The organism is Streptomyces sp. NBC_01717 (genome assembly GCF_036248255.1).
Taxonomy (GTDB): domain Bacteria; phylum Actinomycetota; class Actinomycetes; order Streptomycetales; family Streptomycetaceae; genus Streptomyces.
In genome coordinates, this window is sequence record NZ_CP109178.1 from 1,052,950 (window position 1) to 1,069,355 (window position 16,406).

Consider the following 16,406-nt stretch of genomic DNA (forward strand, 5'->3'; position numbering starts at 1 on the left):
GCGAGCCGGTTGATCAGGGCTGAGCGCCTGCCTTCGCCCGGGCGAGGTTGACGCCACTGGCGATGATCCCGATGTGGCTGAACGCCTGAGGAAAGTTGCCCATGAACTCCCCCGTGGACGGGTCGATCTGTTCCGACAGCAGCCCCAGCGGGCTCGCCCGGGCACACAGCGAGGCATACAGTTCGTCGGCCTCTTCGATCCGGCCTTGGCCGATCAGGTTGTCGACCAGCCAGAAACTGCACAGCACGAAGGCACCCTCGTCGCCGGCCAGACCATCGGGTGACTCCTTGTGCAGGTAGCGATAGAGCAACCCGTTGCCGGCCGACAGACGCTCGGCGATGGCCCTGGTGGTCGCCACCATGCGCGGGTGATCAGCCGGCACAACCTGGCGCAGGGGAAGGGCGAGCAGGCTCGCGTCCACGATGCCGCCGCCGTCCAGGTGTGTGCTCAGGGTCTGTGCGTCCTCGTCCCAGGACTGCTCCAGGATGAGCCGGCGCAGCCGGTCGGCCGAGGCTCGCCACTCGGCGATCCGCCCGGGCAGGTGAAGCCGCTCACCGATGGCCGCGGCCCGGTCCAGGGCCACCTGGCACATCCCGGCCGAGTACGTGAACACCCGGCCCTCGCTGCGCACCTCCCAGATTCCCTGATCCGGCTGCCGCCAGGCCTGCCCCGCCGCTTCGGCCAGATCGGCCAGGCTGGTCCACAGCGCGGGCTGGACCTCACCGCCGGAAAGCAGCCACTGGTCGGCGCAGTCGAGGATCTCGCCGTAGACGTCGTGCTGGCGCTGGTCGGCCGCGCCGTTGCCCCACCGCACCGGGGCAGAGCGCCGATAGCCTTCCAACTCGCTGTCCTCGACCTCGTCCGGCACCGGACTGCCATCGAGGCCGTACATGATCCGGGGCCGACGGCTGTATTCGAAGGCGTCAAGAACCCAGCCGAGGAAGGCGTCGGCCTCGCCACGGAAGCCGATGCGGCGCAGGGCGAACACGGCGAAGGCCGCATCGCGGATCCAGGCGTAGCGGTAGTCCCAGTTGCGGATCCCGCCGATCGGCGCAGGCAGGGCGGATGTGGGTGCCGCGACCAGCGAGCCGTTGGCCCAGTCGTCGCACATTTTCAGCGTGATCGCGGCGCGCCTGACCAAGGACTCCTCAGGGCCGCCGTAGTCCATGTGCTTCATCCAGCGGCGCCATGCGTCGGCGGTCTCCTGCAGCATCGCGTCGGCGTCGAACCGGTGGTGGCGATGGAAGCGGCCCCAGGACAACACGAGATCGAGGCGATCACCTTGCTGCAGGTCATGTGTGCTGTGCAGGCCGTCCAGGGGACGGCTGGACCGCAGGTGGAGTCGCAGGTCCGGTCGCCGGGACGATCGCACTTCCAGCCCGCTGAACAACGCCCGCGCCTGCCCACCGCCGCGGGGCTCAAGGTCCACCCGTAGGCGCACATTGCCGGCCAGCACCACCGCCGAACGCACAAGTTCGGCGCGATCAGCCGGTGCGTCATCGGTGAGATCAGCGCCCGAGCGCAGGGCCAGCGCATCGGTGACGCGAACCAAGCCGGTGGGAGTGCGCAATTCGGTTGTCAGTACACCGGTGTCAGGTTCATAGCGCTGTCGCGCCTCCACCAGGTCTTCCGGTGCCAGGGTGAAATGCCCGCCTCGTGCTTGATCCAGCAAGCCGCAGAACAGGGGTTCGGCATCGAATCGGGGAAGGCACATCCACGAGACGGAGCCGTCCAGGCCCACCAGCGCGGCTGTCGCGCCGTCCCCGATGAGGCCGAGGTTCTCCAGCGGCAGGTAACCCTCCCGCCTGCGGACCGGCCGGAACGGTGGATCCGGATCGTGCATGCCGCCTCGCTTCCGCAGCGCCCAGAATTCCGGGCGATCTCATGTGCGCGCCTGGAAGGTGTTCATCACTTTCCCGGCGTTCGGTGATCTCGACCGCGGTGTGGAACGTCACGTCCGCGCAGAGCGCCTCGGTGGCGGCGTGGTCCTCCTGGCCCCGTGTCAACTCAGGGATCAGCTCGGCAAGGGCAATGTCGTCGCTGGTGAATATCCACGATCGCGTCCGCGCCGCGTCGTATCGCGCTCCCACGCTCCCAGGGAGCGAGTCGGAACGCGACCCGGCCGCTCCGGCAGTGATGCTGTCCGGTGAAAACCGATCCGCGTGCAGCGGTGGGAGCCTGCGCACGGGACCCGGTGCGGGCGGTCGGCAGCACGGCTGCCGCTCGGCAGGCGGGCCCCCGGGCCTACAGGCGGAGAACGACCAGAGCGATGTCGTCGCGGGCGCCGGCGCTGACGCCGAGGCGGGCGAGTACGGCGTCAGCAAGGCGTTGGGGGCTGAGGCGGGTGAAGCGGGCGAGTGCGTCGGTGAGGCGGTGCAGACCGGCGTCGATGTCCTCGCCGCGGCGTTCGATGAGGCCGTCGGTGTAGAGCACGAGGGTGTCGCCGGGGGTGTAGGACAGCTCTGCCTGGGGGCGGGGGACGTGTTCGGGGCGGGCGCCCAGCGGTGGGTCGGTGGCCTGGTCGAGCAGGTCGAAGGTGCCGTCGTGGTGGACCAGGACAGGCGGGAGGTGGCCGGCGCTGCTGTAGGTGAGGCGGTGGCTGTGAGGGGCGATGACGACTTGGACCGCGGTGGTGGTCAGCGCACCTTCGACCGAGCGCGCGTACAGCCCCAGAACCTCCAGCGCCTTGGCGGGCTCCTGGCGGGATCGGACGGCGGCGGACAGCGCGCTGCGAAGCATTCCCATGACGGCAGCAGCCTCCAGGCCGTGGCCGACAACGTCACCGACGGCCAGGGCGCAGCCGTCGTCGGGCAGGTCGACCAGGTCGTACCAGTCGCCGCACACGTTCAGAGATCCGGCGGCCGGCAGGTAGCGCACCGCGACATTGCGATGCCGGGCCAGGTCGGGCGAGTAGAGCATGGCTTCCTGCAACCTGATGGCGACCTGGCGTTCACGGGCGTGGGCTTGGCGCAGTTCCTCGTTCAGCCCCTGGAGCTCACGCGCCCGTGCGTACAGTTCGGATTCCATCGCCTCCCATTTGCCGAGCTCCCCGCCGCCTCGCGGGCGGGAGGGATGGGACAGCACGAACGCGGTCACGTCCTCCACTCGGTGGATGATCCACGCCACCTGTCCGTCCGGCCCCAGCACAGGGGTGTTGATCGGCGACCACCATCGCTCCTCGAACACGCCGGGCTTGTCCGCAACCGGGATGTCGTACTTCTGCACCGCCATCGTGTCCGACTCCTTGGAGCGCAGGGCCCGGCGCAGGGAGGCGCCCAGGTTCTGCACCCCGTCCGCGCCCGGATCCGCAGGATTGTCCGGGAAGGCGTCGAAGAGGTACTGCCCGACCAGATCCTCCCGAGTGCGGCCGGTCGCTGTCAGATACGCCCGGTTGACGTCGATGATCACCAGGTCGGGACCGAGCACCAGGTAGGGGCTGGGCGTGGCGATGAACAGCGACTGGTAGTCGATCCGTGGTGTCGTCACATGCTCTCCCGTTCCGTCTCTTACCCGCCACGGCCGAACGTCGTCTCAACTATGGGTCCTGCACTCCCCCCGCCCCCGTCCTCGCTGCGCCACAGGAGTGTCGGGAACGCGATCTGCGGCGGCGTACCGAGAACCTCTTCGCACACGCAGTACGTGCAGCAGCATCCGATCACTCGCGGCGTTACGATCGTTTTATATGCATTTATCCGAGTGTGGAGGCAGCCATGCGCCCTACCGACGAGTACCCGACTCCGTCGCAGGCCGAGGGCGAGAGGTTGGAAGAGGATTTGAATCCGGCCGAGGAACGGCATCCCGCCACGACACGCACCCAGCCGTCCCAGGCCGAGGGCGAGCGCCGAGCGGAGGATGACGCAAGCTGAAGTGGAGGTGGCGACGGCATTCACGTCCGACCGAAGTCGGAGCCGGAGCCGCAAGGCCGCGGCGCCGGGGCGGACCCAGGAGTCCAGCCTCCGCGAGCATGGCGGTCGATGGCGCTGACGCGGTGAGGGCCGCCCATTGAGCTCCGATCGCCTCACCGGCGGAAGCCACAGCCCAGTGCCATGTCCTACCGACTTGGCGCCCGAAATATACAGTTGATCCATGAATGCTCGGTTGGCCCTGCTTGACAGTGTGGAACAGGGCGTCACGGAGGGCGAGGTGCTGCGGCTCGCGCTTCAGCACGCCGTCGCCGAGCTGGACGGCCTGGGCGGGACGGTGCACCTGCGTGGCCCCATGTCGGCGCTGCGCCTGGTGTCGGTGGCCGGACTGCCTCCTGCCCTCGTCCGGCCCTGGGAGATCATCGACCAGGAGGGCACCGCGGCGCCGGCGCGCGCCGTGCGCCAGGGGACCGGCGTGTGGGAGCTCCACGCCCCCTCAGGCACCGGCCCGCCCACGTCGGCCACCGGCTGGCCCGGCACGGGCCTGGCAGCCGTACCGGTGTTCGGCGCGGAGCGCCCGGTCGGCGCCCTCACCGTGGTGGCGGGCGCCTCGGGAGAGCCCACCAGGAAGCATTGGGATTTCCTCACAGCGGTGGCCGCCTGGGCGAAGGAGCGGATGATCCAGGCTCCGCCACCCGTGCGCCCTGCCCCGGAGGAGCCGAGCGGCAACTTCCTCCGGCAGGCGCTCAAGGCCGTCCAGGTAGGGACCTGGGACTGGAACATCCGCACCGGCGCACTGTCCTGGGACGACGCGGCCATGGCCATCTACGGCACCGAGCCCGCCGACTTCACACCCCAGGTCGAGAGCTGGATGAAGGTGGTCCACCCCGACGACGTGCCGTGGGCGCTCGCCGCCGTCGAGAAGGCCATTCGCAACCACGGTGTATTCCAAGCCGAATACCGGGTACGACGCCCCGACGGCAGTTACGGCTGGACCCAGGCGCGCGCGAGGGTGGTGCTCGACGACGCGGGCGAGCCCTACCGGATGATCGGGACGGCATGGGACAGCAACGAGTCCCGGTCCGCCCGTGACGCGCTCAGCCACGCCTTGCGCCATATGAGCGACGGCTTCCTTTCGGCGGACGACGACTGGCGGATCACCTTCGTCAACCTGGAGGCGGAAGGCATGCTGGGCTCCTCCGAGGAGGAGCTGTTCGGCCGCGTGCTGTGGACACTGCCCGCCATGCAGCAGGTCGCCGACATGGAGGCCCGGTGTCGCCGGGCAGCCGCCACGGCCACCCCCGCGGGCTTCGACGTGCAGATGCCGGATACAGGACGCTGCTACCACCTGCGGTTGGTCCCGGTGCCCGACGGTGTCACGCTGTACTTCACCGACGTCACCGAGATGCGCAGACACGAGGCCGAGCGGATCGCCTCCGAGGCGGCCTCCGCCGAGCGCGCCTCCCGCATCACTGAGCTGACCGCAGCGCTCGCCGCAGCGACCACCTCACGGGACGTGGTGGACGCGGTGGCCCAGCGGGTACTGCCGCCGTTCCGCGCCACCGGGCTGCTCGTACAGGCCGTCGAGGGCAACCGGGTCCGCAACGTCGGAGCCGTCGGCTACCCCCGCGCATTCCTCGAGCGCGTCGACGGCCGTTCAAGAGTCGCGAAAGACCCCGTCTGGGACGCGATCTCCACTCAGGGGCCGCTGTTCGTCTCCTCGCCCCAGGAGTACGCGGCGCGTTATCCCTGTATGGCCGACCACCCGCAGGACATCGGCAAGAAGTCCTGGGCGTTCCTGCCGCTGGCCGCCTCCGGGCACACCTTCGGTGTCTGCGTGATCGTGTTCGACGAGCCGCGCCACCTGGCCGACGAAGAGCGCACCCTGCTGACCGCCATCAGCGCCCTGGTCGCGCAGGCCCTGGAACGCGCACGGCTCTACGACGCCGAGCACACCCGGTCCCGGGAGCTGCAGCGCGCACTGCTCCCCCGGACACTGCCCGACCTCCCGGCGTGCACCACCGCCGCCCGCTACCTGCCCGCCGGGCACGGCATGGACGTCGGCGGTGACTGGTACGACGTCGTGCCGCTCTCCGCCGGACGGGTCGCGCTCGTCATCGGCGACGTGATGGGCCACGGCCTCTCCGAGGCTGCCACGATGGGACGGCTGCGCACTGCCGTTCACACCCTCGCCGACCTCGAACTGCCACCCGACGAGATCATGAGCCACCTCAACGACATCGTCAGCGGCCTCGGCGAGGACTCGTACGCCACGTGCCTGTACGCGCTGTACGACTCCACCACCAGGACGTGCTCCATCACCCGCGCCGGACACCCACCACCGGCCGTGGTCCACCCCGACGGCACCGTGCACTTCCCGCATCCGGTCCCGGATCCGCCTCTGGGGGTGGCAGAGCCGCCGTTCGAGACGGTGGAGCTGACGATGCCCCCGGGAAGCCTTCTCGTGCTGTACACCGACGGCCTCATCGAATCGTCCGAGCGCGAGATCGACCAGGGCATGACCGAGCTGACGCAGCTCCTGCGCACCAGGGAGAGCGAAGACCTGGACCGGCTCTGCGAAGACCTCATCGCCGGCCTGCTCCCCGCCGGACAGCACACCAGCGACGACGCCGCCCTCCTGGTCGCCCGTGTGCACGCGCTCAGCTCGGACCGGATGGCCTCCTGGCCACTCCCGGAGGACCCTCAGGCGGCGGGCCTGGCCCGCAGGCACGTCCGGGAGCAGCTGTCCGCGTGGGGGCTGGACGACATGGTGACGACCACGGAACTGCTCGTCAGCGAGTTGGTCGGGAACGTCGTACGACATGGGAGGGGACCGCTGCAACTGCGGCTGCTGCTCGACGCCGACCTGGTCTGCGAGGTCTCCGACGGCAGTCTGACCATGCCCAGGGTCCGCCACGCGTCCGAGACCGACGAGGGCGGCCGGGGACTGCAGCTGGTCGCCGCGCTCTCCCAGCGGTGGGGCACTCGCTACACCACTGCCGGCAAGTGCATCTGGACCGCGCAGACGATGCACACATCCGGCATCCCGGCTCCGCTCCTGCCGGAATCCGGCTCGCACATCGCCGCGCCCCCCGAATGACCGCTCGACTCCGAGCACGCCCGATCGGTGCTCAGCCCAGGGCACGGTCGAGGTTGAATGCGGCGCTGATGAGGGAAAGGTGGGTGAAGGCCTGCGGGAAGTTGCCGAGTTGTTCCCCCGTCGGTCCGATCTCCTCCGCGTACAGGCCGAGATGGTTGGAGTAGGTGAGCATCTTTTCGAAGGCCAGGCGGGCATCTTCCAGGCGGCCGGCTCGGGTGAGGGCTTCGATGTACCAGAACGAGCAGATCGAAAAAGTGCCCTCCGTGCCCAGGATGCCATCCGGGCTGGCTCCCACGTCGTAGCGGTGGACAAGCGAGTCGGTGACCAGGTTCGCGCCAAGAGCGTCCAGTGTCGAGAGCCACTTCGGGTCGACGGGGGAGACGAACTTGACCAAGGGCATCATCAGCACGGAGGCATCAAGGACGTCGCCGTCCAGTTGCTGGACGAAGGCGCCGACCTCGGCCGACCAGCCGCGGCTCATGATCTGCCGGTAGATGGCGTCACGGCTCCGCCCCCAGCGGACGAGGTCGGCAGGCAGGCCCCGCCGGGTCGCCATGCGCATGGCCCGCTCGATCGCGACCCAGCACATCAGGCGCGAGTACAAGAAGTCCCGTCGTCCCCCGCGGGTCTCCCAGACGCCTTCGTCCGGCTGGTCCCAGTGGTCGCAGACCCAGTCCACCACGGTGCCGACCTCGTCCCAGTGGTTGCTGCTGATGGGTTGGCCCCACTTGTCGTACAGGTAGATGGAGTCGATGAGCGCTCCGTAGATGTCGAGCTGGAGCTGGGCCGCGGCACCATTTCCCACCCGCACCGGAGACGACCCCATGTACCCCTCGAAATGCGGTAGTTCGCGCTCGGGCAGCTCACGACGTCCGTCGATGCCGTACATGACCTGCAGCGGCCCGGTGCCCTCGTCCTCGCACTTGATGCAGGAGGACAGGAAGCCCATGAACGCTTCGGCCTCCGATGTGAAGCCCAGCCTGAGCATGGCGTAGATGCAGAAGGCGGCGTCCCTGACCCACGTGTAGCGGTAGTCCCAGTTGCGCTCGCATCCGATCTCCTCGGGCAGGCTCGTCGTCGGCGCAGCCACGATCGCGCCGGTCGGCGCGTAGACGAGCAGCTTCAGCGTCAGCGCGGAGCGGTGCACCATCTCCCGCCACCGTCCGTGGTAGCGCGATGCACTCAGCCACTGCCGCCAGTAGCGGACCGTGGCCTGGAACTCGTCCTCGGCCTCACACCTGGCACACCCTCGCGGAGCGATCTCTTCCCCCACCCGGTCGAGGGCGAAGACCGCGGACTCGCCTTCCAGCAACTTGAAGTGTGACCAGGCATCCGTGCCGTCGCATTCGAGCGGGACAGTGGCCGTCAGAGCCAGGGACAGGTTCTCGGACACGAAGAGCGCACTGTCGCCCTGCAGGCGCGCGCTGTGCGGTTCGGTCCCGTAACCGAAGCGGGGAGCCACCCGCGCGGTGAACGGAAGCGAGCCCCGGACGCAGAGCAGACGTCTGATCAGCCGGTGCCGGTGGGTCTCGCCCGATTCGTCACCGATAGGCATGAAGTCCTGGATCTCGCCCACCCCGTCCGCGGCGAAGAATCGCGTGATCAGCACATTGGTGTCGGGAAAATAGAACTGGCGGGTCCGCGCAGGTACGTCGGCGGCCAGCTCGAACGATCCACCCCGGTCCGCGTCCAGGATGGAGCCGAACACGCTGGGCGCGTCGAATTGCGGGCAGCAGTACCAGTCGATCGTGCCGTCGGTGCCCACGAGCGCGACGGTACGAAGGTCGCCAATCAGGCCGTGTTCGGCGATCGGCAGATAGCGTCCGGAGCCCGCTCCCTGCCCGTATCCACCGAATCCGGCATTCTCGAACGCCATGCCAGGCCTCCCTGCCACCGCGGCGCCACCGCCGTGAAACCGAAAATAATCCTGATAAGAGTCTAAATCGCCACATAATGAAACTCGGGTCTGCCCCCTGAGCTGCATCACCCCCACCGTGTGCCGTGCCGCGTGCGTTCATGCGACAGGCGGCGTGGGCAGCCGCAGGTGGGCCAGATCGTCGGGCGGTGGGCTGTCGGGCCGGTGGAAGAGCGGGGTCTGGTCGATGGCGGCCGCTGGGGCGTCGGCCAGCTGGAAGCGTTCGCGCAGCCGGTGGTAGAACTCCAGAGGTGCCAGACGGGCCAGACGCAGCCGGTACGGTGCCCGGTAGACCGCAACCCAGTCCCCGGGGTCCAGCACCCCGCGCGTCTGCCCGTCGATACTCACGGCCACCCGGCCGGAATGCGGCAGCACGCGTACCGCGACCGCCTCGTCGGCGGCGGCTATCACGGTACGGCCGAAGGCCATGTGCGGAGCGACCGGGGTGAAGACGATGGCGTCGGCGGAAGGGTCCAGTACCGGCCCTCCCGCGGCAAAGTTGTAGGCGGTCGAGCCGGTGGGCGTTGCCATGATCACCGCGTCGGCCGAGTAGGAGGCGAGCAGCTGCCCGGCCAGGTACACGGCCACGCTCGCCTGCCGGTCCCGGGCGAGCTTTTCCAGGACCACGTCATTCACGGCGGTGACGTCCAGGGCGACACCCCAGCCGACCGGCTGCGGCCCAGCGGGACGCAGCGTCGGCGCCGGCAGCGCGGGGCCGCGCCCGTAACACAGCACCGTGTCCAGGCCGACGGGCGTCTGAAGCGGGCGCGACGCGCGCAGCGTGAGCACCATCCGCTCCTCGATCACCGCCTGATCCCGATGGAGAACGTCCAGAGCCTCCTCCACCTGGTCAGTGGTGATCTCGGTCAGGAAGCCGACCCGACCCACGTTCACGCCCAGCACCGACGCCCCGTCCTTGGCGGCGATCCGTGCCCCACGCAGAAACGTGCCGTCACCACCGAACGTGATGATCGCCCCGGGGTGACCCGCCGCCTCGGCCTCTGCCTGGCCGCCGTGCCGCGGTTCCCCCTGCCGCCACACGTCGATATCGGTGCAGGCGATGCCGCGAGCGGCACACCACAAGCGGGCAGTCCGCGCCGCCGCGACGGCGGCGGGCCTGCCTTGGTGGACAACCAGACCCAGCCGATTGAGAGGCATCACCTCTCACCGTAGACGGCCCCGGCCCGCCCCGCAGATCGCACCAGATCGTCCCGGCAGACGGGTCCGGCGGACCTAGCGCGTCAGTCCTGCGCGCGCACGGGCTGTGCGCACTGCGGCGGACAATGCGTCGATGTCGTAGGCGCCGCGGTGCAGCAGGCCGTTGATGAAGAAGGTGGGGGTTCCGGACACCCCGCTCAGATCGGCCGACTCCATGTGCTCGGCGACCCGGCCGGCCCCCGCGTGGGTGCGCAGACTGCGATGGAAGCGCTTGGCGTCCAGGCCCAGTTCCTCCGCGTAGCGCTTCAGGTCGGACGCCTGGAGCGCCCCTTGGTGCTCCAGGAGACGGTCGTGCATCTGCCAGAAAGCCCCCTGCTCCGCCGCGGCCTCCGCCGCCTCGGCGGCGAGTTGCGCGCTGGGATGCACGTCGGTGAGCGGCAGATGCCGCCACACGTAGCGCAGATCACCGAAGTCGGCGAGAAGGTCGCGGACCACGGATTCGGCCTGCCCGCAGTAGGGGCATTCGAAATCGGCGTACTCGACCAGGGTCACCGGGGCGTTCACCGGGCCCCGGACGTGGTCACGAGCGGGGTCGACCGGGACCGCGAGATCGATCACCCTGTCGGCGGTGCCGAGCAGCACCCGTGCACGCCTGTGCGGCGACAGGAGCCTGATCGCCGTCGCCACGCCGCAGGTTGCGAGGAAGGAACAGATCACCGCGCTCAGGATGCCCATCTTCGCCTCTTCGAGCCGGTCTCCTTCGAAGGCGAGCGTGGAGATCAGCAGGGCAACGGTGAACCCGACCCCCGCGATCGTGCCACCCCCGGCCAGGGCGCCCCAACCGACCGGAGGTCTCAGCCGACCGCGGCTCAGCCGGGCGAGCAGCCAGGAAGCACCGGTGATACCCACCGGCTTGCCGACCAGGTAGCCGAGCAGGATGCCCAGAGTGACCGGGGACGTTGCCGCCCGCGACAGCAGTCCTGCATCGATGGTGATACCGGCATTGGCGAGGGCGAAGAGAGGCACGATCACATAACTCGTCCACGGGTGGTACATCTGTTGCAGCCGCTCGTTGAGCGACACCGCCGAGGCCAGTCCCTGGCGTGCCGAACGCTCCAGTTCGGGTGTGGGCTGTTCCCGGAACGAGATGAACAGATCGCTTGCACGTTCCAGGTCGCTGCGCGCGGCCGGGTAGGCATAGGTCAGCAGCCCCATGGCCAGGCCCACGACCACCGGATCGACACCGGACTTGAGCAGGGCGACCCAGGTCGCGACCCCCATCAGCAGGTAGGTCCATCCGTGGCGCACGCCCGCTGCCCTGACCAGCAGCATCAAGCCGAACAGAGCCGCGGCCGCCAGCAGGGCGGGCACGGTGATGTTCTCGCTGTAGACGAGGGCGATGACCACCAGGGCCAGCAAGTCGTCGACCACGGTCACCGTGAGGATGAACGTGCGCAGCGCGTCGGGGAACCGTCGTCCCAGGATCGCCAGCATGCCCAGGGCGAATGCGGTGTCCGTGGACATGGCCGCACCCCATCCATGGGCCGAAGCTCCGCCCGCGTTGAACGCGAGGTAGACACCGACGGGGACGAGCATGCCAGCGAGCCCCGCGGCCAGCGGCAGCATGACCCGCTGCCGCTCCCGTAGCTCGCCCGTGTCGAACTCCCGGCGCGCCTCCAGCCCGATGACGAAGAAGAAGAACGTCATCAGGCCGCTGTTCACCCACTCGCGCAGGTCCAGCGACACCCCTGCCGATCCCAGGGTCACCGACAGATGCGTCTCCCAGAAGGACGCGTACCCCACGGGCGCCGCGTTCGCCCATGCCAGCGCCGCCACGGTGGCGGCCAGCAGCACCGCCGCGCTGCCGGACTCGGTCGCGAGGAACGCGCGCAGCGGTGTCCGGGTCCCCGGGTCACGTGTGGTCTGCTCCTGGAAGGGAGGAGGGGAGGAGGGGGCGTGTGTCACGGGGCCATCATCGCGTGTCGCGTGCTTGTTGGGGTGCAACGGCCCACCGGGGGCCGCACGGCGCTCGACCGCTTCATGTGCCGGCCGGACGGCCCGTTCCTGCAAGCCGGGCAGCGAGCGGGTGCGCTGGATCTGCGGTGACACGACAGCCCTCCCGCCGCTGCGGGTAGACCTCGCCACGATGACGGCGAACGTCGCCCAGGCCATCACCGGTCCACAGGCGTGGCGGCAGACCTGCGGGGGGGCTTACGAAGCGCTGCGCCCCGGCGGTCATCCGGTGTTCGAGACCCGGGATCCTCCCAGGCGCGCCTGGGAGGAGTGGAAGCCTGAGACCTCATACGGCGTGACGGAGATCCCGGGCGTCGGCGCGGTCGAGAGGTGGGTCCAGTTGATCGAAAGAGGGCAGTTGGTGACATTCCGCTGGACCTGTGTGTTCGCCGCGGACGGGCAGGTGCTGACCTCGGATCCGACGTTGCGCTTCCGTGCGCGGCATGAGGTCGAAGCGGAGCTGGTCGAGCAGGGTTACGTGGTGGAGGACGTCCGCGACGCGCCCGACCGTCCGGGCCGGGAGTTCGTCTTCCTCGCACGACGTCCGAGGGCAGTCAGGTCCGAGGTCGAGTGCGGTGCCGGCGAGGGACCGAGCTCACCGTCCTGACCAGGCCAGCAGTTTGTCCGCCGGCCATGAGGTGATGACCCGTTCCGCCGGCACACCGCACTCCTCGGCCCGGGCACAGCCGAAGATCTGCCAGTCGAGCTGCCCCGGTGCGTGGGCGTCGGTGTCGATGGCGAACAGCACTCCGGCGTCGACGGCGCGACGCAGCAGCCGCCGGGGCGGATCGAGCCGTTCGGGTCGGCTGTTGATCTCCAGTGCGGTGCCGGACTCGGCACACGCGGCGAACACTTCGTCCGCGTCGAACTGCGACTCCGGGCGCCCCCGGCCGGCGACCAGACGGCCTGTGCAGTGCCCCAGAACGTTCGCCTGCGGATGACGGACGGCGGCGACCAGACGGCGGGTCATGGTCCGCGCGTCCATCCGCAGTTTGGAGTGCACGGACACGACCACCACGTCGAGCTGTTCCAGCAGTTGCTCCTCCTGGTCGAGGGAGCCGTCCGGGAGGATGTCGCACTCGATGCCGGTGAGCAGCCGGAACGGCGCCCAGCGCTCGTTGAGTTCGGCCACGGCCGCCAACTGCCGGCGCAGCCGTTCCGGCGACAGGCCGTGTGCCACGGTCAGCCGGGGAGAGTGGTCGGTGAGGGCCGCCCACTCGTGTCCCAGCTCCATGGCCGTACGGCCCATCTCCTCGATCGGGCTTCCGCCGTCCGACCAGTCGGAATGCAGATGGCAGTCGCCGCGCAGCACGGCACGCAGCGTACTGCCGCCCTCGGTGAGCGGACCGGCGGTGTCCTCCTCCAGCCGCCGGAGGTAGCCCGGGACTTCACCGGCCAGCGCTTCCCGTACGACCTGTGCCGTCTTCGGCCCGATGCCTCTGACCGACTCCAGAGTCCCCGCCGTCACGCGTCCCGCGATCTCGTGACCCGTCATCGCTCCGATCGCACCAGCCGCTGTACGGAACGCCTGTACGCGGTATGTGGCTGCCCGGTCGCGTTCCAGCAGGAAGGCGATCCGGCGCAGAGCGTCGACCGGATCCATCCGCACCTCCCGTCCCGCCAGGACACGACGGGGGCTGCGCGCCGGAGGAGACGCGGCGGGCACCGGGCCGAGGCCTCCTCCGGGCCGCGGTCAGTGACTCCCGGCTGCCGGTTCCAGGACGAGGACAGGAATCTGCCGGTCCGTCTTCTCCTGGTAGTCGGCGTAGTCGGGAAAGGCCTCGACCGCTCGCTCCCACCACACGCGCTTCTCGTCGCCGGTGACCTCACGGGCGTTCATGTCCTGGCGGACCGAGCCGTCCTGCAGCTCCACCCGGGGGTCCGCAGTGATGTTGTGGTACCACACGGGATGCCGGGGAGCTCCGCCGAGCGAGGCGACCACGGCGTACGCGCCGTCGTGCTCGACCCTCATCAGCGGTGACTTGCGGATCTTGCCGCTCTTCGCTCCGCGCGTGGTCAGGATGATGACCGGCATGCCCCGCATCGTGGTCCCCTCCGTCCCTCCCGAACTCTCGAACAGTTCGACCTGATCGCGGACCCACTGCTCGGGGCTCGGCTCGTACTCACCCTTGAGAGGCATGGCATCTGTCCCATCGTCGGCATTCGGGCAGCGCGGACATCGATGTGTCCCGCTGCACCGAGAACTCTTTCATCATCGCGCCGTCCCGGGACCCGGGCGAGTACGCGTGTCACAGCGGCAGTTCGGTCCCGCGCGCGTCGGGACGCGGGCGGGTCGGTGGTGCCGTCATCGGATCGGCGGGAGCGATGCCCCCGCTGTACGGGGCAGGATGACGGACCCACTTGTGCGCTTGCGCTCTACAGGTCCCGTGCTCGTGAATGAAGATCACGAGCGACGTTCACGCGGCGCCGATCCTTGCAAGCTCAGCGCAGCTGCGCCTCCCAGTCCGCCGGGACCATCCCCTGCGGACCCGGGGTCGGCTGAGCCGCCGGGTGACAGGTGGGCGCGAGCAGCTCCGGCCCCTCGTAGTACTCCTCGGTCTCGACGTTCCACATCCAGCTCTCCCCCGGCTCGAAGCTGGCCAGGAACGGGTGCCCCGCCTCGCGGGCATGCTTCGTTCCGTGCTGCCCGGGTGAGGAATCGCAGCATCCGATGTGTCCGCACGCCGCGCAGCGACGCAGGTGGAACCACCACCCCGGTCCGTCGTCCGCCAGACAGTCCGCACACCCTGTACCACTGGGAGCCGCGGTGGGATCGATACCTGGAATCCGGTCAGGTGCCATGGGACGTGCCTCCGTGAATCATGCGTGAGCACACCGACCTCAAAGGTCTTGGCTCGACGCGCTGAGGCCTTCCGTTTCCCCTTCTGCATCGTAAGGCCGGGTGGGACGGTGCGCCTGTGTCGGTCGTCCCTCACGTCACCGGGGCCGACGGCTGCGCCTCCCGGCTGCCGACCAGCCGCCGCCGGAGTGCGGCGAGTCGGGGATGCCGTTCATGCATTTCGGCCGAGTGGCGGTCGAGTTCGTGACCGAGTCGTTCGGCGCGCTTGTCGATGTCCAGCTCATCCAGAATGCGATCGACCTCGGCGAGCAGGGCGCCGTGGAGTTGCCACTCCCTGGGATGTTCCTGGACGTCCTCCAACAGGAGGTCGGCCACCACGTCCCGGGCGGCGCGGCTGGACACCAGTGCTGCGGCCAGCCGCGACTCGGCTTCTTCGGCATTGGCGGACACCGGGGTGGTGATCAGCGTGGAGAAGCTTTCGATGGCCTCGGCCATCTGGGCGAAGAGTTCTCGGAGTGACAGCGCCACGTCCTCGGGGAACAGCGACTCCTCGGTGCGGGCCTTGGCCAGGTCCGTCAGGGTGCGTGCCAGCACGCGGAGCACGACCGCGCAGATCTCCAGCGTGTCGAGACCGGTACGCAGGACGATCCGGTAGAGGAGTCCCTGGCGGACCCGGGGGTTGAGCATGAGGCTCTCCTCGGCCTGCCGCAGCGAGGCGTCGACGGCCACGATGTCGTGGTCCAGTCGGCGGGCGTCGTGCAGTCTGGCCGCCGCCTGGGGGACGGAGATGTGTCCGCCGGTCTCCTCGCCCATGGCACGGAACATCCGTCCCATCTCCCGTGCAAGTGTGTCGATGGACGCCCCGGCGGTCTGCACCCATACGGGCGGTGCGAACAGCAGGTTGAACAACAGGCCGACGCCCGCACCGATCAGGGTCTCGAGTACGCGGTCCCACGCGGTGTAGGCGATCTGGGACACGCCGAGGACGAGCATCGCGCTGATGGCCACCTCGGGCACGAACTCATCGACCCGGACCATGCGTCCGATGATCAGCGAACTGAAGATCGTCAGCCCCAGGCTCCACCAGGTCAGACCCACCAGAGCGCTGAATCCGATGGCGATGAGCACCCCGACGACGACGGAGTTGACTCGCCGGATGCCCGTGGTGAGTGTCGCGTACAGGGTGACCTGAACGACCAGGAGTGCGGTGAGCGGAGCTGTCAGTGGAGCGGGCAGCGGAAGGGTCCACACCGCGACGACATAGGCGATGACTGCCGCCGCCGTAGAGCGCAGGGTCTGCGCCGCGACAGGTTCGGTGGTTCGCCGTACGAGCTTGACCACAGGTGCGGAGAGTTCTGGCATTTCACTCCCCTTCCCTTGCGCGACCGCTTGCAGCCACCCGAATCGACCGGACGGGTGCCGATGTGCCGGAATCGGCCGGCGCAGCCGCTGCCGCACCGGCGCTGGAACCGCCCGGGACGCGGGCGGAGCCGCAACCGTGCCTTAGGAATGCGGCAACGTACGGGAAACACCTTCAACAGAAAGTTGACCCGCTGC

General features: G+C 69.2%; 11 protein-coding genes and 1 pseudogene. 3 read left to right on the forward strand and 9 right to left on the reverse strand.

Going from position 1 to position 16,406, the window contains the following annotated elements; all coding sequences use genetic code 11:
- Positions 1-13: 13 nt before the first annotated feature.
- Both OHB49_RS05010 and OHB49_RS05015 read right to left on the reverse strand, forming a co-directional pair.
- Positions 14-1,843 carry a glycoside hydrolase family 15 protein gene (locus OHB49_RS05010; RefSeq protein ID WP_329158255.1) on the reverse strand — a complete coding sequence of 610 codons (1,830 nt, stop codon included), beginning with the start codon at positions 1,841-1,843 and terminating at the stop codon, positions 14-16.
- A 401-nt stretch (positions 1,844-2,244) separates the two neighbouring features.
- On the reverse strand, positions 2,245-3,486 hold the full coding sequence (locus OHB49_RS05015) for a PP2C family protein-serine/threonine phosphatase (RefSeq protein ID WP_329158256.1): 1,242 nt from the start codon (positions 3,484-3,486) through the stop codon (positions 2,245-2,247).
- Positions 3,487-3,710: 224 nt separating this feature from the next.
- Between OHB49_RS05015 and OHB49_RS05020 the strand changes: the two genes are divergently transcribed.
- Positions 3,711-3,866: a hypothetical protein gene (locus tag OHB49_RS05020; protein ID WP_199822896.1), complete on the forward strand. Its 156-nt coding sequence runs from the start codon at positions 3,711-3,713 to the stop codon at positions 3,864-3,866.
- A gap of 220 nt (positions 3,867-4,086) precedes the next feature.
- Positions 4,087-6,963, forward strand: coding sequence for a SpoIIE family protein phosphatase (locus OHB49_RS05025; RefSeq protein WP_329158258.1), 2,877 nt, complete (start codon positions 4,087-4,089; stop codon positions 6,961-6,963).
- Between the two features lie 31 nt (positions 6,964-6,994).
- Here OHB49_RS05025 and OHB49_RS05030 read toward each other — a convergent pair whose 3' ends face one another.
- The 3 genes from OHB49_RS05030 to nhaA form a co-directional block, all read right to left on the reverse strand.
- Positions 6,995-8,839 (reverse strand): glycoside hydrolase family 15 protein, encoded by a 1,845-nt coding sequence (locus OHB49_RS05030; RefSeq protein ID WP_329158260.1) that lies wholly within the window; start codon positions 8,837-8,839, stop codon positions 6,995-6,997.
- Positions 8,840-8,977: 138 nt separating this feature from the next.
- Complete coding sequence (locus OHB49_RS05035) at positions 8,978-10,036, reverse strand: NAD(+)/NADH kinase (RefSeq protein ID WP_329158262.1); 1,059 nt, start codon at positions 10,034-10,036, stop codon at positions 8,978-8,980.
- A gap of 75 nt (positions 10,037-10,111) precedes the next feature.
- Positions 10,112-12,001, reverse strand: coding sequence for a Na+/H+ antiporter NhaA (gene nhaA, locus OHB49_RS05040; protein ID WP_329158264.1), 1,890 nt, complete (start codon positions 11,999-12,001; stop codon positions 10,112-10,114).
- A gap of 103 nt (positions 12,002-12,104) precedes the next feature.
- On the opposite strand from nhaA, the pseudogene OHB49_RS05045 reads away from it, so the two are divergent.
- Positions 12,105-12,656 (forward strand): annotated as a pseudogene (locus OHB49_RS05045) (SAM-dependent methyltransferase); the annotation flags it as partial.
- Here the strand turns inward: OHB49_RS05045 and OHB49_RS05050 are convergent.
- From OHB49_RS05050 to OHB49_RS05065, 4 genes are all read right to left on the reverse strand, one after another.
- Entirely contained in the window at positions 12,645-13,652 is a 1,008-nt protein-coding gene (locus OHB49_RS05050) for a PHP domain-containing protein (RefSeq protein WP_329158266.1), read from the reverse strand. The pseudogene OHB49_RS05045 and the gene OHB49_RS05050 sit on opposite strands and share 12 nt — an antisense overlap.
- Before the next feature lie 90 nt (positions 13,653-13,742).
- Positions 13,743-14,189 carry a nitroreductase family deazaflavin-dependent oxidoreductase gene (locus OHB49_RS05055; RefSeq protein ID WP_329158268.1) on the reverse strand — a complete coding sequence of 149 codons (447 nt, stop codon included), beginning with the start codon at positions 14,187-14,189 and terminating at the stop codon, positions 13,743-13,745.
- Positions 14,190-14,491: 302 nt separating this feature from the next.
- Complete coding sequence (locus OHB49_RS05060) at positions 14,492-14,851, reverse strand: UBP-type zinc finger domain-containing protein (RefSeq protein ID WP_329158270.1); 360 nt, start codon at positions 14,849-14,851, stop codon at positions 14,492-14,494.
- A 130-nt stretch (positions 14,852-14,981) separates the two neighbouring features.
- On the reverse strand, positions 14,982-16,211 hold the full coding sequence (locus OHB49_RS05065; RefSeq protein ID WP_329158272.1) for an FUSC family protein: 1,230 nt from the start codon (positions 16,209-16,211) through the stop codon (positions 14,982-14,984).
- Positions 16,212-16,406: the final 195 nt, after the last annotated feature.

Excerpts from the sequence above, each read along its gene's own strand:
- OHB49_RS05025 (WP_329158258.1), top strand. The coding sequence starts at position 4,087 with ATGAATGCTCGGTTGGCCCTGCTTGACAGTGTGGAACAGGGCGTCACG.
- OHB49_RS05020 (WP_199822896.1), top strand. The coding sequence starts at position 3,711 with ATGCGCCCTACCGACGAGTACCCGACTCCGTCGCAGGCCGAGGGCGAG.
- OHB49_RS05055 (WP_329158268.1), bottom strand. The coding sequence starts at position 14,189 with ATGCCTCTCAAGGGTGAGTACGAGCCGAGCCCCGAGCAGTGGGTCCGC.
- OHB49_RS05010 (WP_329158255.1), bottom strand. The coding sequence starts at position 1,843 with ATGCACGATCCGGATCCACCGTTCCGGCCGGTCCGCAGGCGGGAGGGT.
- OHB49_RS05050 (WP_329158266.1), bottom strand. The coding sequence starts at position 13,652 with ATGGATCCGGTCGACGCTCTGCGCCGGATCGCCTTCCTGCTGGAACGC.
- OHB49_RS05060 (WP_329158270.1), bottom strand. The coding sequence starts at position 14,851 with ATGGCACCTGACCGGATTCCAGGTATCGATCCCACCGCGGCTCCCAGT.
- OHB49_RS05030 (WP_329158260.1), bottom strand. The coding sequence starts at position 8,839 with ATGGCGTTCGAGAATGCCGGATTCGGTGGATACGGGCAGGGAGCGGGC.
- OHB49_RS05035 (WP_329158262.1), bottom strand. The coding sequence starts at position 10,036 with ATGCCTCTCAATCGGCTGGGTCTGGTTGTCCACCAAGGCAGGCCCGCC.
- OHB49_RS05065 (WP_329158272.1), bottom strand. The coding sequence starts at position 16,211 with ATGCCAGAACTCTCCGCACCTGTGGTCAAGCTCGTACGGCGAACCACC.